General features: G+C 34.8%; 24 protein-coding genes. 15 read left to right on the top strand and 9 right to left on the bottom strand.

Annotation, left to right across the window (positions count from 1 at the left end; genetic code table 11):
• Positions 1–6 precede the first annotated feature (6 nt).
• Together menA and RT037_RS03345 are read right to left on the bottom strand one after the other, a co-directional pair.
• The gene (gene menA, locus RT037_RS03350; protein WP_313028147.1) at positions 7–933 is read right to left on the bottom strand and encodes a 1,4-dihydroxy-2-naphthoate octaprenyltransferase; all 927 of its coding nucleotides are present in this window, start codon (positions 931–933) and stop codon (positions 7–9) included.
• Between the two features lie 82 nt (positions 934–1015).
• Positions 1016–1852 (bottom strand): 1,4-dihydroxy-2-naphthoyl-CoA synthase, encoded by an 837-nt coding sequence (locus RT037_RS03345; RefSeq protein WP_079668032.1) that lies wholly within the window; start codon positions 1850–1852, stop codon positions 1016–1018.
• A gap of 166 nt (positions 1853–2018) precedes the next feature.
• On the opposite strand from RT037_RS03345, the gene RT037_RS03340 reads away from it, so the two are divergent.
• The gene (locus RT037_RS03340) at positions 2019–2417 is read left to right on the top strand and encodes a hypothetical protein (RefSeq protein WP_312321732.1); all 399 of its coding nucleotides are present in this window, start codon (positions 2019–2021) and stop codon (positions 2415–2417) included.
• A 273-nt stretch (positions 2418–2690) separates the two neighbouring features.
• Here RT037_RS03340 and RT037_RS03335 read toward each other — a convergent pair whose 3' ends face one another.
• Both RT037_RS03335 and RT037_RS03330 read right to left on the bottom strand, forming a co-directional pair.
• Positions 2691–3179: a DUF4920 domain-containing protein gene (locus RT037_RS03335; protein WP_313028145.1), complete on the bottom strand. Its 489-nt coding sequence runs from the start codon at positions 3177–3179 to the stop codon at positions 2691–2693.
• Positions 3180–3212: 33 nt separating this feature from the next.
• Positions 3213–5303, bottom strand: a complete 2091-nt coding sequence (locus RT037_RS03330) for an LTA synthase family protein (RefSeq protein WP_313028144.1) — start codon at positions 5301–5303, stop codon at positions 3213–3215.
• A 134-nt stretch (positions 5304–5437) separates the two neighbouring features.
• Between RT037_RS03330 and RT037_RS03325 the strand changes: the two genes are divergently transcribed.
• From RT037_RS03325 to RT037_RS03300, 6 genes are all read left to right on the top strand, one after another.
• On the top strand, positions 5438–6262 hold the full coding sequence (locus RT037_RS03325; protein WP_313028143.1) for a GIN domain-containing protein: 825 nt from the start codon (positions 5438–5440) through the stop codon (positions 6260–6262).
• A 108-nt stretch (positions 6263–6370) separates the two neighbouring features.
• Entirely contained in the window at positions 6371–7015 is a 645-nt protein-coding gene (locus RT037_RS03320) for an outer membrane lipoprotein carrier protein LolA (RefSeq protein ID WP_313028142.1), read from the top strand.
• 96 nt (positions 7016–7111) lie between these two features.
• Positions 7112–8569 carry an LptF/LptG family permease gene (locus tag RT037_RS03315; RefSeq protein ID WP_313028140.1) on the top strand — a complete coding sequence of 486 codons (1458 nt, stop codon included), beginning with the start codon at positions 7112–7114 and terminating at the stop codon, positions 8567–8569.
• Between the two features lies 1 nt (position 8570).
• A complete protein-coding gene (locus RT037_RS03310; protein WP_313028138.1) occupies positions 8571–9101 on the top strand; it encodes a GNAT family N-acetyltransferase in 531 nt (176 codons plus the stop codon).
• 113 nt (positions 9102–9214) lie between these two features.
• Positions 9215–10207, top strand: a complete 993-nt coding sequence (locus RT037_RS03305; RefSeq protein ID WP_313028135.1) for a TonB-dependent receptor — start codon at positions 9215–9217, stop codon at positions 10205–10207.
• Positions 10161–11468 carry an outer membrane beta-barrel family protein gene (locus RT037_RS03300; RefSeq protein WP_313028248.1) on the top strand — a complete coding sequence of 436 codons (1308 nt, stop codon included), beginning with the start codon at positions 10161–10163 and terminating at the stop codon, positions 11466–11468. The genes RT037_RS03305 and RT037_RS03300 overlap by 47 nt, the downstream gene beginning before the upstream one ends.
• Positions 11469–11649: 181 nt before the next feature.
• Here the strand turns inward: RT037_RS03300 and RT037_RS03295 are convergent, their stop codons facing one another.
• The 3 genes from RT037_RS03295 to RT037_RS03285 form a co-directional block, all read right to left on the bottom strand.
• On the bottom strand, positions 11650–12531 hold the full coding sequence (locus RT037_RS03295; RefSeq protein ID WP_313028133.1) for a DUF808 domain-containing protein: 882 nt from the start codon (positions 12529–12531) through the stop codon (positions 11650–11652).
• Between the two features lie 80 nt (positions 12532–12611).
• Entirely contained in the window at positions 12612–13643 is a 1032-nt protein-coding gene (locus RT037_RS03290) for an aminotransferase class V-fold PLP-dependent enzyme (RefSeq protein WP_313028131.1), read from the bottom strand.
• A 14-nt stretch (positions 13644–13657) separates the two neighbouring features.
• Entirely contained in the window at positions 13658–14473 is an 816-nt protein-coding gene (locus RT037_RS03285; RefSeq protein ID WP_312321744.1) for a sulfurtransferase, read from the bottom strand.
• Positions 14474–14614: 141 nt separating this feature from the next.
• On the opposite strand from RT037_RS03285, the gene RT037_RS03280 reads away from it, so the two are divergent.
• Together RT037_RS03280 and RT037_RS03275 are read left to right on the top strand one after the other, a co-directional pair.
• Entirely contained in the window at positions 14615–15577 is a 963-nt protein-coding gene (locus RT037_RS03280; protein ID WP_313028128.1) for an NAD-dependent epimerase/dehydratase family protein, read from the top strand.
• Positions 15578–15607: 30 nt separating this feature from the next.
• Positions 15608–16354: a polysaccharide deacetylase gene (locus tag RT037_RS03275; RefSeq protein ID WP_313028125.1), complete on the top strand. Its 747-nt coding sequence runs from the start codon at positions 15608–15610 to the stop codon at positions 16352–16354.
• A gap of 76 nt (positions 16355–16430) precedes the next feature.
• Here the strand turns inward: RT037_RS03275 and RT037_RS03270 are convergent, their stop codons facing one another.
• Positions 16431–17639: a metallophosphoesterase gene (locus tag RT037_RS03270; protein ID WP_313028124.1), complete on the bottom strand. Its 1209-nt coding sequence runs from the start codon at positions 17637–17639 to the stop codon at positions 16431–16433.
• Between the two features lie 95 nt (positions 17640–17734).
• Positions 17735–18814 carry a 3-oxoacyl-ACP synthase III family protein gene (locus RT037_RS03265; RefSeq protein ID WP_313028122.1) on the bottom strand — a complete coding sequence of 360 codons (1080 nt, stop codon included), beginning with the start codon at positions 18812–18814 and terminating at the stop codon, positions 17735–17737.
• 203 nt (positions 18815–19017) lie between these two features.
• Between RT037_RS03265 and RT037_RS03260 the strand changes: the two genes are divergently transcribed.
• The 6 genes from RT037_RS03260 (at position 19018) to trpD (ending at position 24656) form a co-directional block, all read left to right on the top strand.
• A complete protein-coding gene (locus tag RT037_RS03260; RefSeq protein ID WP_313028120.1) occupies positions 19018–19590 on the top strand; it encodes a hypothetical protein in 573 nt (190 codons plus the stop codon).
• 32 nt (positions 19591–19622) lie between these two features.
• Positions 19623–20348: a bifunctional demethylmenaquinone methyltransferase/2-methoxy-6-polyprenyl-1,4-benzoquinol methylase UbiE gene (ubiE, locus tag RT037_RS03255; protein ID WP_313028118.1), complete on the top strand. Its 726-nt coding sequence runs from the start codon at positions 19623–19625 to the stop codon at positions 20346–20348.
• Positions 20349–20352: 4 nt separating this feature from the next.
• Positions 20353–21147 (top strand): porin family protein, encoded by a 795-nt coding sequence (locus tag RT037_RS03250; RefSeq protein ID WP_313028116.1) that lies wholly within the window; start codon positions 20353–20355, stop codon positions 21145–21147.
• Between the two features lie 233 nt (positions 21148–21380).
• A complete protein-coding gene (locus tag RT037_RS03245) occupies positions 21381–22802 on the top strand; it encodes an anthranilate synthase component I family protein (RefSeq protein ID WP_313028114.1) in 1422 nt (473 codons plus the stop codon).
• A 241-nt stretch (positions 22803–23043) separates the two neighbouring features.
• Positions 23044–23616: an aminodeoxychorismate/anthranilate synthase component II gene (locus RT037_RS03240; RefSeq protein ID WP_313028112.1), complete on the top strand. Its 573-nt coding sequence runs from the start codon at positions 23044–23046 to the stop codon at positions 23614–23616.
• Between the two features lie 56 nt (positions 23617–23672).
• Positions 23673–24656 carry an anthranilate phosphoribosyltransferase gene (gene trpD / locus RT037_RS03235; protein ID WP_313028110.1) on the top strand — a complete coding sequence of 328 codons (984 nt, stop codon included), beginning with the start codon at positions 23673–23675 and terminating at the stop codon, positions 24654–24656.
• The last annotated feature ends 9 nt before the right edge of the window (positions 24657–24665 follow it).

Here is a 24665-nt window from a genome sequence, read left to right as displayed (position 1 = left end):
CTTGTTTTAAAAAAGATTAAGTCCTGCAGCGGTTAAAACCGCCATCATAAAGGTTAAAATCCCAACTTGTTTCAGAAAAGGATCCAACTCGCGGTTTTCTTTAATTTGCATAATCTTGCGTCGAAGTCCAGCAAATGGAAACAACAAAATCATTACAATAAATGCGTAATATTTGCCTTGCGCTTGTAATTGGTTAATCATTAAAAAAGTCAAAACCAACAAAATAGGAAGTTGTAACAACACCATTTCGTAGATCATAGCATTTTTGTAACCAAGTTTCAGAGCCAAAGTTTTTTTGCCAGAAGCTTCGTCGTTTTGCATATCGCGCATGTTGTTAAGATTAAGCACCGCTGCACTCAAAAGACCAACGGCCGCAGCAGGAAGCAAAACATCCCAACTAAAAGTTTTAGCAAACAAAAAATAACTTCCGCAAACCGACACCAAACCGAAAAAGACAAACACGAAGATATCGCCCAAGCCCATGTATCCGTAAGGTTTCTTGCCAACTGTATAACCAATCGCTGCCAAAATACAGGCTACGCCCAAACCAATGAAAATATAAAATTCATTCATATAATTTGGGATAAATGCCACATACAACAAGGCAAAGGTCGCAACAAATGACAAAATTGAAAGCAGAATAACGGCGTTTTTCATTTGTTTGGCTGTTATCTTCCCCGAAGCCACTGCTCTAGCCTCCGCTTCGTTGATTCTCAATTTATCAGTTCCTTTTACGCCATCACCATAATCGTTAGCGTAGTTAGAAAGAATTTGATACAGCAACGTCACCAAAAGCGCCAATGCAAAAATCTTCCAATCCCAAAAACCACCATCTTCCTTCAATCGCCATTTAGCAATAAAAGATCCCATGATAATTCCACTCAAAGAAAGTGGTAAAGTTCGCAGACGCGCTGCTTGTATCCAGTCAATCATTCTTTTTGATTTTAGATTTTAGATTTCAAATTTTAGATTTAATGTTTAGATTATTTCTAAATTTTGATTTCTAATTTCTACTTTACGAAATCCATTGGTCGTCGCCAAAGTTTGGTTTTCTCTTTTCTAAGAAAGCATTACGGCCTTCGATGGCTTCGTCGGTCATATAAGCCAAACGCGTTGCTTCACCTGCAAAAACCTGTTGTCCTACCATGCCATCGTCTGTTAAATTCATAGCGAACTTCAACATTCTGATTGACATTGGTGATTTTCCAAGAATCTCTTGCGCCCATTCGTAAGCGGTATCTTCAAGTTCTGCGTGTGGAATAACGGCATTAACCATTCCCATTTCGAAAGCTTCTTGCGCAGAATAATTTCTTCCCAAAAAGAAAATTTCTCGCGCTTTTTTCTGCCCCACCATTTTTGCTAAATAAGCAGAACCATAACCACCATCAAAACTTGTTACATCAGCATCCGTCTGTTTAAAAATCGCGTGCTCTTTACTTGCCAACGTCAAGTCACAAACCACATGAAGTGAATGTCCGCCACCAACAGCCCAACCAGGAACAACTGCAATAACCACTTTTGGCATAAAACGAATCAAACGCTGAACTTCCAAAATATTAAGACGATGTCTTCCGTCTTCCCCAACATAACCTTTTTGACCACGCGCTTTTTGGTCGCCACCACTACAAAATGCCCAACCGCCATCTTTAGAACTTGGACCTTCGCCAGACAACAACACAACGCCTATCGATGGATCTTCCGAAGCATCAAAAAAAGCATCATATAATTCTGAAGTTGTTTTGGGACGAAAAGCATTTCTAACTTCTGGTCTATTAAAGGCGATTCTCGCAACGCCACCACATTTTTTGTACGTGATATCGTCGTATTCTTTAACTGTTTTCCAGTCTATCATTTTAATAAAATTTGGCGTAAAGATAAGGCTATAATGACAATTATTAAAATCTTAAAATTATTAATTCTCGAAAACAATTTTATTTCTATTTTTAGAAGTTAAAATCAGGATTATTGAGATATAGATTAACAAAACACCAATCCTGCTTTAGTTCGAAATGAATTTTATGAAAAAGAAAAATATTTTGTACGCAGCGCCAATCGTTTTGGTGATTATTTTTAGTCTTATTAATTCATATTTTACAAGTGGAAAAATTAATAAACATCCAAAATATACTACTGCAATTCTTGTTAATGAATATTTAGCACGTAGGTTAACTACTTTTGATTATAATTACAGCATTAATGGAATTAAGTATACCAATGCAGTTAGTTCTAACAAAGTAGAAATTGGAGAAAAATATCTTGTTGTTTATGATTCTCTAAATCCTAAAAACTGTGCTTTACTGCTAATCTATCCTATTGAAAAAGATTATGAACCCGCAAGTAATGGCTGGAAGTACAATGAAGTTCCATTTAAAATAGACACTGTATTAATACAAAAATATGTGAAAAATTATAAGTAATTATGAAGAAAGAGAAACTTTTGGACAGGTTACAAATATCTAGCAGTATATGATTCTCTAAATCCGAACTTTGCAATATTGTTACAAATTAACATTACAGATTTTAAGTTTCCTTCTCCTAGAAATGGTTGGAAGTTAAAAGAAATTCCTTTTCCTGTAGATAGCTTACGAATAAAAAAGATGTTGGAATAAATTTTCAAAAAAAAATTAAGCGCCTTCAACAGATGTCGAAAGGCGCTTTACAATATAATAATTGTGATTGGTCGGTGTTGATTATTTCACGACTTTAATAGCACTTGCTAAAAAGCGTGTTTCTGTTTTTGGATCTTTGATAGCATCAATCTCCGATTGTGGTTTTTTAGCATCTTCAGCGTAATGTTTCAGCTCGTTAACGGAAGTTGTTTTGCTTTCTGCATTGCCTTCTAGCACAACATTTTTCCCAACTAAAGCCATCGGTACAAAGAAACCATAATCTTTCATTTTAACAAAGAAATCTTTACCATCATCCGTTTTTAGTTTTACCCAACATCCTTTTTTAGGACAAACTTCGGTAACTGTACCTTTAACAGCAACGTTTTCAACTTTTGCTTCTTTCGTTAATTTTTTATTTAAATCTTTAACTGTAATTGCTTTTTTCGCCACAGTCATTTCTACGTCTTTTCCGTAATACTCACCAACTTTTGCTTCACCAGCTGGTGGACCAGATTGTGCGAAAGTGATAACACCAATCCCTAATCCTAATAAAAATAACAAGTTTTTCATGCTAATGTTAAATTTTTGTAAATGTAATAAAAATTATTTTGAAACAGACTTATCCAGCTTTTTATTTTTCAACCAATAAGACGTCGCCTCGTATGTAGCCACAGTTTCATTCTTTAATTGCTCGTCAATTGTCGTTCTCGGAACTTCATCAAAATACGGATTATAGATTGCTGAGATGTTATTTTTTTGAGGTTTTAGATCATATTGTTTCACCTTTTTTGTTGGTGAAATAATCGTCAAAATATTATCTTTTATTAAACCTAAATCTTGATAAGTCGCAATATAAGCACGCGGCTGATAATTGGTTTTAAAAATATCTTGACCTAAAAACTGACTTTCATAATTGAAATTCATCAAACCAAACAAAGTCGGCATCACATCAATCTGCGACATCAAAGTGCTCACCTCTTTTGGCTGTACAAGACCTTCGGAAAAAATAAGTGCTGGGATTCTGTATTTATCCATCGGCAATTCGGTTTTACCAGCAGACGATGCACAATGATCGGACACGATTACAAAAATTGTATTCTTATACCAATCTTGTTTTTTCGCCATTTCGAAAAACTTCTTAATCGAGTAATCGGTGTATTTAACGCCACCTTCACGCGATTTTGCATTTCCAGGAATGTCGATTCGTCCATCTGGATAGGTAAAAGGTCGATGGTTACTAACTGTCATCCAATGGTTAAAGAAGGGTTTTCCAGTTTTAGCTTCGGCATTCATCGTTTCGATCGCTTTTTTCGCCATATCCTCATCACTAACGCCCCATATGTTAGCAAAAGTAATTTCTTCAGGTTTAAAAGCTGCTCTGTCAACAATATCATAACCATTTCCGCCAAAGAAATCTTTCATATTATCAAAATAAGAATCGCCGCCGTACAAGTATTTAACTTGATAACCTTTCGATTTGAAAACCGATCCCGTCGTAAATTTATTCTTGTTATCTTCACGTTTAACAACACTTTCTCCAGCAGTTGGCGGAATACAAAGCGTTAAAGCTTCCAAACCGCGAACAGTACGATTTCCTGTTGCATAAAGATTGGTAAACATCATACTTTTGGTTGCTAAACTATCCAAAAACGGTGTGATATTTTGCTCGTTTCCGTAATGTTTTAAGAAATCTGCAGAAAGACTTTCAATGGAAATTAGAACCACATTTTTACGAATTTCCGCCGAATCACCCGCAACTGGACGACGCAATTCTGATGGTTGATATTGACTTAAAAATTGTTTTTCCGCTTGTTCTATTCCTAAGCTTGGATAGAATTTAACAAAATCCAACTCTTTGGTATTAAATGCAGTATAGAATTTCTCCAAACCATTGCTTTTAATTTCTTCCGAAAAAGTATTTTGATAATGTATTTTTTTAAGCTGCCCAATCGCAAACAAACTCAATCCAAATAACACTACATAAGCTATAACAAAGATTATTTTTTGTATAAAATTTGGAAGTGTTAGCAGCTCTGATTTTGTTTTTTTATAAATGAAAATCGTAACGCCAATTGCAATTGCAATAATCACCGAAAACAACGGAACAACTGGATAAGATTCCATAATATTACCGATAACTTCGTTGGTATAGATTAAATAATCAACCGCGATAAAGTTGTAACGAACCCCAAATTCATTCCAGAAAAAATATTCGCTCACCGCATTTTGAATGATTAAAAACACATATAAAAACAGCGTAATGAAATATAAAATATTTCTAAATCTTTGTCTTTGATTCGGAACAAATAACAACAATCCGAACAGACTCGTTTTTAAACCAACAAAAATTAACGCAATCTCTGCGACAGAACCGCCATATTGTTTAAAAATATTATTTGGGACAAAGGCGATATACAATGCAAAAGCCAATAACAATCCGAAAATAATGTAACCCCAAGGTTTGTTGTATTTCGAATTGGATAAAAACAAAAAGTAAATCACCAAAAATACCGACGCAATACTAAAAATAAAAATATCGCTAATTGCGCCAACTAACAAAATCCCCAAGCTTTCGAAAAAGCCAAAACTACTGGTTGTTATTGGATGAAAAAAGAAAACCAATCTCAACAAAAATGAAATTAGCAAGTAAAAGCCGCCTAAATAAAAATAGGCTTTTAGTTTTTTGAAGTCCATAATTCGGTTTATAGTTGCTATTTTTTGCGCCCGCAAGTTAAGATTTTATAAATTATTAAAAATATTTAAACTAAAATGTAACAAACTTGCCGTTTCGATTGTCTAACTATTATAACATTACAAATTATATCACTATGAAAACAAATAAAATCTGTGCTATCTTATTAGGTTTAAGCCTTACATTAAGCGCTTGCAGTTACTCAAAATCTAATGGCGAAACCGAATTTACAATTGGAGGTTTTAACATGGGAAGTAATGAAGGCAAAGGCGCTTTGACTGACAAAACTTATACTTTTGATTTTGATGAAATAAAATCTTCTAATGCTTTGGACGTTGAAGTGGTAAAATCTAACACCGAAAAAATTGTTGTTAACGCACCATCGGATATTATCGACCAAATCGAAGTTGTACAACAAGGCTCAGCTGCAGTTATTCGTATTGCGAGAGGCGTTAGAAATGTTTCTACCAATCGCGTTAAGGTGAAAGTCTATGCTAAAGATTTTAACAAATTATCAGCTTCGTCAAGTTCGACAATTACCGTAGCAGACGATTTTAAATCGAATGGATTTCTCCTAAATGCATCTAGCTCGTCAACTATTAAAGGGACTTTCGATGCACCTTCTATCAATATCCAAGCAAATAGCAGCGCAGATATTGTGGCAAATATTATGTCAAAAGATATTATTGCACAAGTTTCTTCCTCGGGAACTATAAGCCTAAAAGGTCGTTCGGAAAGTATTAATGCTCAGGCTTCATCATCAGGAGATGTGGAAGGTGCAGAATTTACAGCAGATTCGGCCATGTTACAAGCCTCATCATCAGGTGGAATAAAAATAGGCGTTAGAAATTCGGTATCGGGAAGTGCATCTTCTAGCGCTGATATTGTTGTCCTAAAACGAGGGAATCTAGAAAGTAAAAATATAAAAGAAAGCAGCTCGGGTTCTGTCACTATTAAATAAAACTAATTTTTTGTCCTATTTGTACCGTTTGGCATACAATTGTATGTTTAGACTTTAACTTCTAAAAACTAGAAGCATCTAAACTATACGAACTAGAAAAGAATAAAAATGAAAAAATTATTAGAAAAGACAACTTTGGTGGGGCTTTCATTATTCACATTTGGATTGTCTTTTGCGCAAAAAATTGACCAAAAATCACAAAGCATTTTGGATGCTGTAACATCTAATTATAAGAGCAAAAAAAACACGTACTTCAAATTCACTTATGGTTCAGGTTCTGGAAAAGTAACCAAAGCCGAAACTGGGATCTTCTATTCTAGCAATGATAAATACAAGTTAAAAATCATGGGAATAGAACAGATTTTTGATGGTAGCAAAGTATACAACATCAACGATTCTGACAAAGAAGTTACGATTGCAAAACCAAATGATAGCGATGTGATGTTTTCGCCGCTTAGTTATTTAGAATCTTATAAAAAAGACTATAATGTAACCTATGTTGGCAAAAGAACTGTTAACGGAAAATCTTTGGATTATATCAAGATGACGCCTGTTAAAGAAAATGGTCTATCACAAGTTAATCTTTATGTTAACAGCGCCCAAAACAAATTGGTAAAACTGGAACAAATCGCCACTAACAACCAATTAGCAACGATTAGCATTAGCGATTATAAAGAAAATCAAAACTTATCTTCTAATGTTTTTAGCTTCGATAAAGCGAAGTATGCTAAATATTTAATCACAGAACTTTAATCTTATCATTAAAGCTTAAATATAAAAAGTCATAATGTCTTTCGCATTATGACTTTTTTGCTGTATTTTTGACGTCAAATTAGATAATTTTTCCATTTGAAAAAGTTAGACAAATATATCATTAAAACCTTTTTCGGGCCATTTTTCTTTATATTCAGTGTCCTGTTTTTCATCTTCATTGTCAACATCATTTGGGTGCAGATGTCGCAATTCACGGGTAAAGGGCTGACTTATTGGGAGATTATTAAATTTTTGTTCTACATGAGCGCCAATGTCGTGTCGATGGTTTTACCATTAACGATTTTGTTATCTGCCATTATGACCTTTGGGGATTTTGGAGAACGTTATGAGCTCGCTGCGATGAAAGCTGCTGGTATTAGCTTGACGCGAGTTATGGCACCACTTTTTATCACAGTAACTATGATGTCCTTTGTCCTATTTTTGTTTTCAAATAACGTCATACCCGACTTCCAACGGAAAGCTAAAAATATGTTGTTTAACATTGTTTCTAGTAAACCTGCTCTTAATTTTACCCCAGGCGTTTTCATCGATCAAATCTCTGGATATTCTGTAAAGTTTGATAAAATATCGGGAGAAAATAAGGAAAATTTAGAAGGAGTTTTTCTTCACAAAAATTCAAATTCTTACGAAAACCAACAAACGATTATTGCTAAAAAAGGTCGTTTTGCAAAAGCACCAGATCCTAATTATTTAAAATTAATCTTATACAGCGGTTACATCTACGAAGACGATATCGCCAACAAAGCTTATAATGAAAGGTTAAATCAGCCCAATCAGTCCATTAAATTTGATTCATTAGCTTTCCACATCGACATTAGTGATCTTATCAACAAAGCCATCGAAAGTGAGAAAATTACGGATGATTATCGTTTTCAAAACTATTTTGAAGTCAACGAAACCTTAGCAAAAACTGATGAAAACAACAAAGTTAGCATCAATAGTATATCGAATCAGTCGATGATGACGGTCAATGCTTATGTTCAATATTTAGATAATCCACATAATAAAACCAAGGTTGATCCAACGCCAAACTTTACAGGTGAAGATCTCGCTGCGGACAAAAAAATGGAAGTCTTTTACAATGCTTACGTAAGACTTAACAATCTAAAAGACAGCAACAAACAATCGCAAGAGCAAATCTTGGAAATGAAAAAATACAAGAATAAAATAGTCATTTACCAACAGAGAATCCTTTCTTATTCAGTGACTTGTATTATTTTCTTCATGATTGGTGCGAGTCTCGGATCCATTATCCGAAAAGGCGGAATGGGACTTCCCGTCGTTATTGCGATTATCATTTTCATTATTTTCTACGTCATTAATTTGAGTGTCGAAAACTTATCTTGGAAAGGACAACTCGATCCTTATTTGGCAACTTGGGCACCTAATATGATTTTGTTCCCGTTTGCTATTTGGTTGACATACAAAGCTTTAACAGACTCTCAACTATTTGACATTGAGAAATATCGAACTTTGTTAAAACCAATCACGAAAAGATTTACAAAAACTAAAGAACACAAACGTTATCAATAATATGGAATTCTCGCTGCAATCTCGATTAGAAAACGATTTTTTGATTTTGGAACCACTTCAAAAAGAAGATTTCGAAGCTTTATATAAAGTTGCATCCGAAAAGGAAGTTTGGGCGCAACATCCCAATCCTGACCGTTATAAAATAGAAGTTTTCCAAAATTTTTTCGAAGGTGCCATAAAAAGCGGAGGTGCGTTCAAAATTTATGATAAAAAATCTGGCGAATTAGCAGGAAGTTCGCGCTTTTACGATTACAATGAAGCTGACAGTAGTATCTTAATTGGTTACACTTTTTATGGAACTAAGTTTTGGGGAACTGGACTTAATCACAAAGCGAAACGCATGATGATGGACTATATTTTCCAATATGTTGATAAAGTTATTTTCCACATTGGCGCAGAAAATTTACGTTCTCAAATTTCTATTTCGCGTCTCGGTGCCGAAAAAATTGACGAACAATTGGTTGAATATTTCGGAGAAAGTCCAAAATTAAATTTCATTTATCAAATTAAAAAAGAGAATTATCAGAAATAATTTTCATTTTTAAAATACTCAATTACAACAACTTACAATTTAATTTAAAAATAATTTCATTTTTGATGTAACAGGAAATCCTTCTGCTTTATTATACCTATAAAATTAGTGTTATGAAAAAAGCAAGTTTCTTGTTAATCAATTTAATCGGCATTTTTACTTTTAGACAAAAAATCGAAGGCAAAATAACTGATACCAACAATACCAATCTTTCGTACGTTGAAATTGTGGCAACACAAAAGGATAAAAAATATTCCAGTATTAGTACCGAAAATGGAAATTTTGCTCTGCAACTTCCCGAAAACGGAACTTACAAACTAGAAATTTTTAAAGACCAAAAAAGTATTTTCAATGAAGAAATCCAAGTGCAAGGGACACTTCTTAAAAATATACAAACAACATCGCAACCCACAGCAGAAAAGCAAATCGAAGGCGTAACTGTTGTTGCAACAAGTAAAAAATTGGTAGAGCGAAAAGTTGATCGCTTGGTTTTTAATGTAGAAAATTCTGTAGCGTCGCAAGGTGTTGACGCTGTCGAAGCTTTGTCCCAAACGCCAATGTTGCGCACAACCGACGACGCCATAAGCATTGCGGGGAAAAGCAGCGTTGCAATTATGATCAACGACCGACTTGTGAATTTGTCAGGTGAAGAATTGATCAATTATCTTAAAAATCTACGTTCTGATGACATTGCAAAAATCGAAGTGATTACGACGCCACCTGCAAAATATGCTGCTGAAGGCAAAAGTGGCCTTATCAATATTGTACTCAAGAAAAATACAAATATTGGTTGGAATGCATCTTTGCAAACTTCGGGAAGCGTGAGTTCTGTCACAAGTTGGCGCGATGGTGCAACTTTTAATTACCAAGGCAAAAAACTTTCGGTGTCGACATCTGGAAGTATGGGCGAAAATATTTGGAAGCAAAAAAACTATAATTATAGCATTGGTGAAGATCAATATTGGAATTCGGATGGAAGTTATTGGGGAAATTATCGTTACAAAAATGCCAACATAAAAACGGAATACAAACTCAATGACAAAAATTTAATAGGTTTTAATTATAATTACTCATTTTCAAATCCTTACAACATTAGCAAAAAATAATGTTAGAACTTTACAAAACGGAACTTCGACTGAATTTGTATCGCAAAATGTCAACCACAATCATAACAATAATCATTACGCAACAGCTTTCTACGATATCAAATTGGACAGTTTAGGCAGTAAATTAAGTTTTTCTGGAAATTTAATCTCCAATAAATTGGCGTTGATTAACAATGTTTCAACCTTACAAAACACAGAAAAAAAAGCTGTTAACTACAACGATAACTTGTACAATGTTTACTCTAGACAAGTCGATCTTGAAAAGAATTTTTCGAAAATTAAAACCGAATCAGGTCTTAAATATACCATGTTTAAAAATGAATCTACAGCTCAGTTTTTTGATATTGAAAATGAACAAACACAGTTAAATCCTCTGCGAAGCAACGCCTTTATTTATCATGAAAAAAATTATGCAGCTTATGTGTCATCAAGTTTTAAAATAGCTGAAAAATGGGATGCAAAATTAGGACTTAGATACGAACATACAGAGTTGGATGGGACTGCAAAATCTGACGGAGCAATGGTTAAATCGTCTTATGGGAAATTCTTCCCAACGGTTTATTTTAGCTACAAAGCGAACGATAACAACACGATGTCGCTTAACTATTCGCGTAGAATTCGTCGTCCGTATTTTGGAAATCTTAGTCCTTCAAAAGTCTACACTTCAGACTATGAATATTATGTAGGAAATCAGTTTTTGAAGCCTTCTTTCTCGGACAATGTGGAATTGAGTTATGTTTTAAAAAATAACTTTACGACAACGCTTTACTTCACACATACATCCGCTTCTTGGGGTAGAATTCAGAAGATTGAAAACGGAAACAAAATCACGAAAACCGAGAATTTCTTTACCGAAAATCAAACTGGGATGAGTCTTAACTACAGCTTTAACAAATTACGTTGGTTGGAGTCAAATGTATTCTTAACGGGCTTCTACAACCAATCTACGAGTACCAGATCCGATGTCAATATTTTCCCAGCAAGTTTTGGCGCCAACCTTAATATCAACAATAGTTTCTATTTAAGAAAGGATAAAAACTTAGCATTTACGCTTGGTTATTGGATGGATTTGCCAAGCAAACAAGGCAATTCGGATATTAATTTCAGTAATAATCTTTATGCAGGTTTAAAACTAAATTTACTATATAAGAATCTTATGATCACCTTGAGTGTTAATGATATTTTTAACACACAAACTTACAAAGGCCGCGAAACGTACTCGAATTTCACATCGAATTTCAAATACAAAGGTCTTTCGTAAAGCGCCAACCTTTCGTTGACTTACAAGTTTGGAAATAACAACATAAAAGGCGCAACCAACCAAACCAAATTTGAGGAACAAAGTCGCGTTGGCGGTTAAGAATTTATTTAATATTTACTCAAAAAAAATCGGCAGTCTCATTGGGAACTGCCGATTTTGATTTATTTAAAAATTAATATTTCTACGCCTTCTTCATCTTTTTTACGATAGTTTGAATTAAAGTAATTACCGCAACCATCGCAGTTCCGACAATAATACCAAGTCCAGCTTCATTTATAATATCCGGAATATGAGGAAGATAATCATGAAGATGATCTATATTATGCATAAAAATTCCGCCAGAAACCAGTAACAATGCAATCGTCCCAACAACGCCCAAAACTTTAATAACAATCGGAAGAAGTTTCACTAAAAAATGTCCAATTTTTGAGAAAATTCCGCGGTCGTTAGATTTATCAATCAATCTAAAACCTGCGTCATCCATCCTAACAATTAGCGCAACAATCCCGTAAACACCTACTGTTGCTAAAACTGATACGACGCAAACGGTTACAATTTGGATATTAAGAGGTTGCTTAAGAACCGTTCCCAAAGCAATAATCACAATCTCGATGGACAAAATAAAATCGGTTGTAATCGCAGCTTTTACTTTTGCTTTTTCCTGTTGTTCAGGAAGTTGATGCTCGAGAACTTCAGTAATATTATTATCCGTTTGCTCGATTTCTTTTTTATGAAACAAAAAATGGAAAATCTTTTCCATGCCTTCGAATGCTAAATAACAGCCCCCCGCAATCAAAACATATTTAATAATAACTGGGAAAAAAGCGTTTAGCAACAACGCAATCGGAACGATTATTAACTTATTAAGGAACGAACCTTTCGTAATCGCCCACAACACAGGAATCTCGCGCGAAGACTGAAATCCTGTTGCTTTTTCGGCATTTACTGCGAGGTCGTCCCCCAAAATACCAGCGGTTTTTTGAGTTGCGACTTTACTCGCTACTGCGACATCGTCCATTAACGCTGCCAAATCATCTAAAAGTGCAAAAATGCCTGAAGCCATAAATTATTGTAAATTTTGTTGAACAAAAATATCAAAAGCTTAGAAAATATTAAACTTTGAATTGCATTTTTTTCTAAAAATTAATTCAAATTGCGGATGGCTGCAACAAATTCTTCAATTGCTTCGTCCGTCGTTGCCCATGAACAAATCAAACGTATCGCTGCGAAGTCTGTATCTATTTCTTTCCAAACATAAAAATCAAATTGGGTTTGCAAAACTTCAATATCTTCCTTTTTAAGAATCGGAAATATTTGATTACTCGACGAATCTGTCAAAAATTCTGTCCCAACTTCAACAAAAGCATTTTTAAGTTTTTGAGTTTGACGATTGGCGTTTTCTCCAAGTTTTAAAAACAAATCTTCTTTCAACAATTCTAAAAACTGAATGCCCAACAATCGTCCTTTTGCCAACATCGCACCTTTTTGTTTGATGAAATAAGGAAAATCTTCACACAATTTTTCGTTATTAAAAATAATAGCTTCACCGATTAACGCTCCATTTTTTGTTCCACCAAAATAAAAAACATCCGAATTTTTAGCGATAATTTCTAAACTTAAATTAGCTTCTGGAATCGCAATAGCTTGTGACAATCTTGCGCCATCAATGAAAAACAAGAGATTTTTTGACTTACAGAATCGATATAAATTCTCCAATTCGGATTTAGAATAATGTGTCCCAACTTCTGTCGTGTTCGAGATATAAACCAATTTTGGTCGGACTTGATGCGGAATATTTTGATGCGTGTCCAATACTTTTTGGATCGCATCTGTCGTTATTTTTCCATTGTCAGTTGGTATCAAATTAATCTTATGACCAACTGCTTCGATAGCGCCAGTTTCGTTGGATTCGATGTGACCAGTTTGCGCCGCGATAACGCTTTCAAAAGGTTTTAACAAAGAAGAAATCACCAACAGATTAGCTTGTGTCCCACCACTTACAAAAAAAATACCTGCTTTTTCATTTTTAATTTTTGATCGAAAAATAGCAGCAGCTTGCTTGCAATAATCGTCATGTCCGTAACCCAATTGCTGCATCGAATTAGTATCCACCAAAGCTTGCAAAATATTAGGATGACAAGCTTCTGTATAATCATTTTTAAAAGAATATTTCATTTAGAATCAATCAATTATATTTTACTTCGAGACCATTCGCTCCAAGAACCAACATAAAGATTTGGTATCTCGTAACCACCTTCACTCATCGCCAACAAGGTGTGACAAGCCGTTACACCAGAACCGCAGTGCACAATAATTTGATTTTTAGAATGTTGATTAAAAATTTCCTCATATTTTTTATGAAGTTGTTCTGATGTTTTGAAGTTTCCGTTATCGTCAAGATTCTCAGAAAACGGAATATTAATAGCGTTTGGGATATGACCAGCAACCAAATCGATTGGTTCTGTAATCCCAGCAAATCTTTGGTTTTCGCGAACATCAATAATCACAAAATCATTGTCTTCCGTTGCCTTTTCAACTTCATCAATTTTTATTGTTGGCAAAATCCAATCAGAACTTGGATAATTTTCTTTTTCATATTTAAAATCGCCAGAATCTGTTTCAATATTGTTGGCTTTCGCATTTTGAAGTCCACCATCCAAAACTTGTACTTTCTCGTGACCAAGTGCTTTTAGCATCCACCAAAATCTCGCTGCAGCATTGCCTCCATTTTTATCATCATAAATTACAACATGCGAATTTGGGTTTATTCCTAAATTTCCTAAAGTGTCCGCAAATTTTTCTGAGCTCGGCAATGGATGTCGTCCACCATTTTTGAAATCACCAATCTCAGCCAAATCAGTATCCAAACTTACATAAGCTGCATTTGTGAGATGCTCATTTTTGTAATTTTCAACAGCATTTGATCCTGTTCTCACATCATAAATTCGAATGTCAGGATTGTTTTTTATTTTAATAAAATCTTGAAGTCTTAGGATGGGTTTCATTTTTAAAATTTTTATGAAACTAAGGTACTTAATAATTCTTGGGAATCGCATATTTATCATTATAAAATCGTGGATAATTTCGATTAAAAATTTCGGTGAGCAGTTATTTTTCTTTAGTTTTGTATAACATAAAAAGTAATTATGAGTAGCCCTACAGAACGCATTCTTGTGACTGGTGCTTTGGGACAAATCGGCACCGAATTAACATTAAAATTGGTAGAACTTTACGGTAAAGAAAATGTGTTTGCATCTGGCCTTGACAAGTGGAAAGAAGGCATTACAGAAGCTGGACATTACGAAAGATTGGACGTTAGCAATTTTGACGCGATGACCAACTTTATCAAAGAACATCATATAACAACAGTTTATCATTTGGCTTCCCTACTTTCTGGCACGTCGGAAAAGCAACCTCTTTTCGCTTGGAAGCTTAATCTAGAGCCACTTCTTCACCTTTGCGAATTGGCAAAACAAGGTGTAATTAGCAAAATATTTTGGCCAAGTTCTATCGCTGTTTTTGGGAAAGGACTTCCTAAAGAAAATGTTGGACAAGAAGTTGTGCTTAACCCTTCAACAGTCTACGGAATCTCAAAAATGGCGGGTGAAAAATGGTGCGAATATTATTTTGATAAATATGGTGTTGATGTGAGAAGTATCCGTTATCCTGGTCTTATCTCTTGGAAAGCGCCTGCTGGTGGAGGAACAACAGATTATGCAGTAGAGATTTTTTATGAAGCTGTAGAAAATGGTAACTACACAAGCTTCATCAAAGAAGATACAAAAATGCCAATGTTGTACATGGATGACGCCATTAATGCAACGATTAAATTGATGACTGCGCCAAAAGATGATGTGAAAGTTAGAACGTCTTACAATCTTGGAGGCATGAGCTTTAATCCTAAAGAATTGGCTGAAGAAATCACAAAAATCATTCCTAATTTCACGATTAAATATGAGCCAGATTTCCGTCAAGCGATTGCTGACTCTTGGCCAGCAAGCATTGACGATTCTGTTGCAAAACAAGATTGGGGACTTAGCTACGATTTTGATATCAAAAAAATGTCGGAAGACATGATTAAAAATCTAAAAATAAAATTGGCTAAATAGTCATAAAAATATGTTCTGGAGATGCTGTTATTGAGTTTCAATCTTACAATTCCTTTTGGGGAAGATCGTGCGGATCCGAATTTGGACGACGAAACTTTGATAGCATCTTTGGAACAAAACCTTGAGATTATTCTTCAAAATCTTGAGATCTATTCCATTTTAGTGACTTTTTTTGTCGAAGTTAAAATAGCTGAACGACTTAGCAAAACTTTAAAAAAGTTAGTTTCTGCAGGTCACGAAGTCGCCTTGTACAACATTTCGTCCTCCGTTGCAGATATCGAAATTGTCAAAAATAATCTCGAAGATCAGCTTCAAAAAAGTGTCCGTGGACTTCGCCAAAAATTATTACGACTTCCCAATAAAGATATTAAAAACCTAGGTTTTTCTTACGTTTCGGATATTGAGCATTCTAATATTGGTTTCGTTTTTCGTCGTTTAAAAAAGGAAAAAACGCAGCTTTATTATGATGATAATCTTGTGATTGTCCCAGAAAGTTTATCGCCTTATTCTCAGTTGCCCTTCAATGATTATGTTTTCCAGATGACGCCTTTGCAGTTTTATGAAAACATGATTTTGGAAACGCTTCAAAACGAAGATTACGTCCAAGTCTACATGAATGCTTGGCAGTTTTATGAAAAGGAAAATTTGCCTTATAAGTTTCCGTTTTATAAAAAATATAATCTTGGAAAAAAATTTGAGGACAAACTTATCGCTTTCTTAGAATTTGTTACCGAAAAAGAAATCGCAACGTCGAGAATGAAGGATTATTTATTTTAAAATTTTGATTAACTAGAATAAAAAAACCTTTCAAAGTTTGAAACTCTGAAAGGCTTCTATATATTTAAAATAAGTTTTAACTCAATTCAAATAAGGTAATTTCCGGTAAAATCCCTACTCTTCCCGAATAACCAATGACGCCAAAACCTCGATTAACGTAGAGATAGCGATCGTTACTTTCATAAAGATCCATCCATTTTTTATACTTATATTCTACTGGCGACCATTTCACATTTTTGAGATCAACCCCAAATTGCATCCCATGTGTGTGCCCAGACAATGTCAAGTGCACAAAATTAGGATGATTTTTAACTACATAATCAAAATGCGTTGGATCGTGCGACATCAAAATTTTAACAGAATCTGTTGGCACATTTTGTAAAGCTTTATCAAGATCTCCGTATTGTGGAAAAGGTTTTTCGCCCCAGTTTTCGACACCGAGTAGGTAGATTTTTTCACCATTTCTATCGATGCTAAGATTTTCGTTTCGCAACATTCTAAAGCCAGCTTCTTTTTGAAATTTAATTAGATTCGGAACATTTTGACGCTCTTCTTCTTTAGAATTAAATTTTCCATACATGCCGTAATCGTGATTACCTAACACCGAAAATTTTCCATCTTTCGCCTGAATAGATTTAAACAAATTAATGAACGGCTGGAATTCTTCCGCATAATTATTCACCATATCACCCGTAAAAAGGACTAAATCTGGTTTTTGTTGATTAATTAAATCGATCGCATGTTGCAATTTTGCGGGCTCTTGGAAAGTTCCGCTGTGGACATCTGAGATTTGTACAATTTTGTAACCTTTAAAACTTTCGGGAAGACCTTTCAATTTTAATTTCACTTTACGAACGCAATGACGGTATTTTCCGAAAATCATTCCATCCAAAAACGCGTAAGACATCAATCCTGCAACACCCAAACCTACCAAACTTACAAACTTCCTCCTGCTCGGCATATGCGCAGAACTGGTTGAAGAAAGCGCCTGAAATCCATACCTTGACAATCTAACGATATCTTCTATTAATAAGAAAACAAAGGTTAAAAGTTTGGGCATTACAAACACCAAAATAAGTCCCATAATAATGTTGACCCGCATTGGATTACGAACGGTACGATCGAATTGGGTAACCAAATATATCAAAATTGCATAGATAGCAATGGTGATCACCCAATATGCGCCGCGCGCCCAAGGCTGACTAACGACAGTGCGAACAGCTTGGTAAATATAAAATTCTATGAGAATAAAGAAAACTATTATTCCCAAAATATTTTTCATCATTTAAAAACAATTTAAAAAAATGTGCAAAAAGAAAAAGCACAAAGTAAACCAAATTGTTACTTTGTGCCTTTTTGACTTATTTTTATTTAAATAAATTAAATTTTATCAGCTGGAAAACGATATACCACGCAATTGATATTCATCCCAGCGCCAACAGAAGTGAAAATAATGTAACTTCCAGGTTTGAAACTTTGTCCTTCCATTTTGCCCTTTCTGATCAAATCAAACATCGTCGGAATTGTTGCTACCGAAGAGTTTCCGAACTTCTGAATCGTCATTGGCGAAATCGCATGATCATAATCTTTAATCCCATAAAGCTTGAACAATCTCGAAATCATTGCATAATCCATTTTCGCATTCGCTTGGTGAATTAAGATTTTATCAATGTCCGAAATATCTAAGTTAGCTTTATCGATCGTTGCTTTTATTGCATCAGGAACATTTTTAAGAGCATATTCGTAAATTTTGCGACCACGCATTCTGATGTATAAGCGCTTCTCTTTATCTTCTAAATTTAATGATGTTCCATTTTCCAGATAACATAATTCTTCGCCATTATCACAAATTGTAGAATCTGCGATGATCCCAACATTTTCTTCGTCTGTTGTTGTCACGACAACCGCACCAGCGCCATCTGCAAAGATTAATTTGTTTCGGTCATAGTTATCTGTAACGCGGCTCAAAGTTTCGCCACCCACAACCAAAATATTTTTTGCACGACCAGATTTTAGTAAAACATCAGCCAAAATCAAAGCTTCTACCCAACCTGGACAACCGAAAATCATATCATAATTGATACATTTTCTGTTTTTGATGCCCAATTTATTTTTTAATCTAGCCGCTAAAGAAGGCATGAAATTCGGAATTCCTCTTTCATCAACTTCACCAAAATTAGTTGCGTAGATAATGTAATCAATTTCTTCTTTATCAATACCCGCATCATCAATCGCTTGTAAAGAAGCGCGAAGTCCCAAATCCGAGTTATAGTCACCTGCACTGATGTAACGTCTTTCTTCAATTTCTGTAATTTCTACAAATTTTTGAATGATTTCATCATTTGGTTTATCAATTTTTTCGTTGTTTTCGTCAAAAAAAACTGAGTCCATGAAGTGAGAACCGGTGATAACATTCTCTGGGATATAACATCCAGAGCCTATAATAACTGTATTTGGCATTGAAGATTTTTGAATAATTAAAAGAACAAAATTACATATTTTTTTGAATAAGAAGTCGAGATTTCTTAGAAAAGCTATGCACAATCACAGAGAAGTATCTACAACTATAAGTAATACGAAATTTATCATCTAAATTTCTTACAAATTATTACTAAATTTGCGCATTGTCTTTTTGAAAACTAATCAACAAGATAAATTTTAAAATGTTAAAGAACAACCCATCGTTAAAGGGGCTTTTGTTTGCTATTTTGGCAGCAATTGCGGCTTTTGCAACTTATTTTATATTTCTAGCAAAACAAAATTATTATTTGGTGGATAATCCAACACCAGACACTTATTTCTTTAGTGTTAATAATGGCGAACAAAAGATTTTATCATCTGGTCAATATCTAAAGGTTGACCTTAATAAAGGAAAAAATAGCATCAAAGTTTTTGACCAAAACAAAAAAATGCTGTATGATTCTGCTTTTGATGTAAAGAACCAACGAGGACTAATCAATATTGCGCATAAAGATTACTATGTTTTCAAACAGTTTTATGGTTACTTCCGTGATAAAGATTCTTTGATTATGGCACAAGGCAGCATGAACATTGACGGTAAAACTTTTCTTGGAAACATCAAAAAAGAGAACAAATTGTATTGCGAAGATTTCTATTTTAATATCGATGAAGATTATAACAAAGTCATCAAAAATATTGACAAGGTAGAAAGCCGCACCAAAATCTTTAGAAAACAAGATTTTATTAATTATTACAACGAAAACTATAAGTTTTAATCAAATTTCACGTTTAATTATATATTTTTATTTTGGATCATAATAAAGTAACACCATATAACAGCGGTAACAGCAAAAAAAGTCAAGTCGAAGACATGTTCGACAACATAGCACCAAAGTATGACCTTCTTAATCATGTTTTATCAATGAAGATTGATGTGCTTTGGAGAAATACTTTGGTTAAATGGTTAAATAAAGACCAACCAAAAAGTGTTTTGGATGTTGCAACAGGAACGGGAGATCTTGCTATTGCAGTGCAAAAAGGTACACAAGCGCAAGTTACAGGACTTGACCTTTCTCAACAAATGTTGAATGTTGGTATCGAAAAGGTGAAAAAGCAGAACCTGTTGGACAAAATAACGATGATTAAAGGCGATGCAGAACATCTACCTTTTGAGGACAATCATTTTGATGCGGTGACAGTAGCTTTTGGTGTTCGTAATTTTGAAAATCTTGAAAAAGGTTTAGCCGAATTAAAAAGAGTTGTGAAAAATAACAAAAGTGTTTATATATTAGAGTTTTCAAAAGTTGAAGGACTTATGGGACCACTTTATATGTTTTATTTCAAAAACATTTTGCCAGCAATTGGCAAGTTGGTATCCAAAGATAACAGGGCTTACACCTATTTGCCAGACTCGGTTAATGCCTTCCCTTTTGGCGAAAAAATGAAAAATATATTGTTGCAAACAGGCTTTTCTAATGTAGAATATAAAAAACTAAGTTTAGGTATTGCAACTATTTATAAAGCCACAAAATAGTAGGATGATAAAACTGAAACTAAAACATCTTGTAGTATTCGGACTCTTGTGCAGCTTCTCAGCTAATGCACAATTGACGGATATTTTCAGGAAAAAAGATAGATTAGATAACCTAGAAGATTTTGACACACAAAAATTCAGTTGGGGATTTTATCTTGCCGCGAATAATTTTGATTCAAAACTAGTTTTGGATCCGTATTACGGGATGAATGGTCAGCAAAGTCTTATCACCTCAAAACCTGGCTATAGCTTTGGTGCAGGACTTATAGGGAAGATGCGTCTTAACGAATATTTAGATCTTCGTATGGAACCTGGACTTCATTTTACTGAGAGAGAATATACTTTTAATACGCAAAGTAATGATAAATATTCAGGTGGTACTACACAATTTCCAGCTTTTACACCAATCAGTTTAACAGATATCGACAAGGTAAAAAGAGTAAAATCGACCTACCTTGACATTCCAATTATGTTAGAAATCCACGGTGACAGATGGTACAATACACGTCCTTACGCCGCTGGTGGTGTCAATTATTTGATGAATTTACAATCCAACGAAACCAGTACAGAAGATAACTCTCGAAATATTTTCCGTTCTACAACACATAATTTTGGTTGGACTGCGGAGATTGGGATGCAGATCTATTTTAGCCGTTTCAAACTGACGCCAGCTATTCGTGGAACATTCTTTATGAACAACGAAATTGTTGCCGACAATCCAGAAACACCACCATATTGGGCAGCTGGTATTTCGACCATGCAAACACATGCTTTCATGTTTGTTCTAAAATTTGAATAAAAAATTTAAAAACATTATTGTTTTATTAAAAAACATTTTTACATTTGCCTCATGAACTTATCATTAAACAAAAACTGGTGGTGGTCTTCAAAATCTTGGTCAAGGTCTTGAAGCTATTCGGCTTTTTGTATAGTGTAGAAATAAAATATTAAATCACAAAGACTTTGACGAATCCGTTAAAGTCTTTTTTTGTAGGATTTTGCGGCTTGGTCAAACTAAAAATAATATCAAAAATGAACTTCAAACGCAATATCCAAATCAAAACATCGGTTAAATCTCAACTAGCCGATTTGTTTACGCCAATCGGCATTTATCTAAGACTTCGAGATCAGTTTCGTGATACCATTCTATTAGAAAGTGCTGGTAATCAAAATAATGACAGAAACTATTCTTTCATTTGCATTAATGCTATCGCTGGTATCGAAATCAGAAATTACAACGAAGCCGAACTGAAATTTCCTTTGGAAAATCCATTCAAAGTCCAACTAACAAACGAAAAACTAACAGAAATACTTCAAGACTTTTCTCAAAGTTTTAACTGTGAAAAGCCAAATCATGACATCGGAACCCAAGCCCAAGGACTTTTTGGATATACGAGTTATGACGCCATTCCCTTCTTTGAAAATATTAAGTTTAAAGAAAAAAGTTACGAAACCAAAATCCCACTTCTTCGTTACAGATTGTACCAATATGTCATCGCAATTAACCACCACAACGACGAAATGTACGTTATCGAAAATAAAATCGATGGTTTAAAATCTGAAATTTCTTTAGTCGAAAATATCATCAATCAGAAAAATGCGCCAATTTATCCTTTTGAAAAAATAGGTGAAGAAGCTTCAAATCTTACCGATCAAGACTATCTAGATTTGGTAGAACTTGCCAAGAAACACAGTTTCCGTGGCGATGTTTTTCAATTGGTGTTAAGTAGAAGATTTGAGCAGCAATTTCGCGGTGACGAATTCAATGTTTATCGAGCATTGCGGAATATTAATCCGTCGCCTTACTTATTTTTCTTCGACTATGGCGATTACAAATTAATGGGTTCGAGTCCGGAAAGTCAATTGATCATCAAAGATGGAAAAGCCATTATTCATCCTATTGCTGGGACTTTCAAACGAACAGGAAATGTAGAAACAGATCTACAATCGGCGGAAGACCTTAAAAAAGACCCGAAAGAAAATGCAGAACACACAATGTTGGTGGACTTGGCGCGCAATGATTTAAGTATTCATGGGAAAAACACAACAGTTTCAAAACTCAAAGAAATTCATTTCTTTTCGCATGTCATTCACATGGTTTCGGAAGTTGTTGCCGATGTTTCAGAAAATCAAAATCCTTACGAAATGATTGCAACAACCTTTCCACAAGGCACTCTGAGTGGCGCGCCCAAATATCGCGCAATGCAATTAATTGACAATTACGAAAAAACCTCTCGCAGCTTTTATGCAGGCTGTATTGGCTTTGTCGGTTTCGATGGTAGTTGCAATCAAGCGATTATGATACGTACTTTTTTGAGCAAAGACAACCGACTGTTTTACCAAGCTGGCGCAGGATTGGTGGCAAAATCAGTCTCAGAAAATGAACTGCAAGAAGTCAATAATAAACTCGGAGCTCTCAAAAAAGCCATTTCAAAAGCTGAAAAAATGCATTAATTTTTGGGCGGCATTTCCGCCTTCCGCTCCCACTCTTTTTTGCCAACGCTTTTGCAATTCAAAAAAAGGAGTTCCGCTCAAGTCGGGCTGCAAATGATGGATAATAATGAGTTTTTGAAATCTATATTTTATCAATCGACAAATAATGATGTACAACAATAAAAGGCCAAGAGGACGCCTTAACAAAGAATAGGGCAAAATCCTATTTGTTTTACTATAATTTATTACAAAAAAGAAAAACATGAAAAACAATATATTAGTCTTCGACAACTACGACAGCTTTACATATAACCTTGTGCAGATCATACAACAAATCACAGGTCATGAAGTTGACGTTTTTAGAAACGATGAAATTTCTATTGACGAAATTCAGAAGTATGACAAAATCATACTTTCTCCCGGACCCGGTATTCCGTCTGAAGCAGGTATACTTTTAGAAGTCATCAAAACCTACGCGCCCACCAAATCCATTTTCGGCGTGTGCCTCGGTCAGCAGGCGATTGCAGAAGCTTTTGGCGGAAGCCTAATCAACCTTTCCGAGATTTACCATGGCGTTGCAACCACAGCAAATCAAACTAAAGAGCATTCGCTTTTCAAGAATTTACCAGAAAACTTAGAGGTAGGACGATATCATTCTTGGGCAGTTAATCCACAAGATTTCCCTAAAGAATTGGAGATCACTTCGGTTGATGAGAAAGGAATGATTATGAGTCTTAAACACAAAACTTATGACGTCCATGCTGTACAATATCATCCCGAAAGTATTTTAACACCACACGGAAAACAAATCCTCGAAAATTTTTTAAATTTTTAGTTTTTAAATCCAAGAACCACAAACTGACAACCGCCAACTAAAAACCAAACCAGATTATGAAACAAATTTTAGAATATCTTTTCAATCATCAGACACTTTCAAAATCCGAAGCCAAAGCTATTTTGACAGAAATCTCGATGAACAAATTCAATGACAGCGAAGTCACAGCTTTCATCACGGTTTTCATGATGCGCAGCATTACTTTGGACGAGTTTGATGGATTTCGCGAGGCGTTATTGCAATTGTGCACCAAAATTGACCTTGGCGCAGACGATGTTGTAGATATTGTCGGGACAGGCGGCGACGGAAAAGACACGTTCAACATTTCCACTTTGGCGAGTTTCGTTGTTGCTGGCGCTGGTCAAAAAGTTGCAAAACATGGTAATTATGCGGCATCTTCGGTTAGCGGTTCGTCCAATGTTTTAGAAGAATTGGGTTACAAATTCAAGTCGACTCAGACAGATTTACAACAAGATTTAGAAAAAGCCAATATTTGTTTTTTGCACGCGCCTTTGTTTCATCCTGCGTTAAAGACTGTGGCGCCACTTCGCAAACAATTGGGTTTGAAGACATTTTTCAATTTAATGGGACCTTTGGTCAATCCTGCGCAGCCAAAATATTCGATGATTGGTGTTGCAAATCTAGAGATTGCAAGAATTTATCAATATTTACTTCAAAAAGAAAATAAGAATTTCATGCTAGTTAATGCCTTGGACGGCTATGATGAAATTTCACTAACTGCTGATTCCAAGATATTTACACAACAAGGCGAAAAGATTTTTTCTGCGCAAGATTTAGGTTTCGAAAATCTAAAACCAAGAGAAATTTTCGGTGGAAAAACTAAAGCTGAAGCAGCCAAAATCTTCATGTCAGTTTTACAAGGCGAAGCGACAGAAGCTCAAAATAAGGTTGTCTGTGTCAATGCTGCAATGGCTTTGTTAAACACCGAAAAGTATGGTAATTATTCGGATTGTTTGGCTTTAGCAAGCGAAAGTTTAACCTCAAAAAAGGCGCTTAAAGCCTTTCAAAATTTAATTTAATATTTGGGC

Source organism: Soonwooa sp. (genome assembly GCF_032062245.1).
GTDB lineage: Bacteria > Bacteroidota > Bacteroidia > Flavobacteriales > Weeksellaceae > Soonwooa.
The sequence above is the reverse complement of the archived record's forward strand: the minus strand, read 5'-3'. Positions and strand labels throughout refer to the sequence as shown.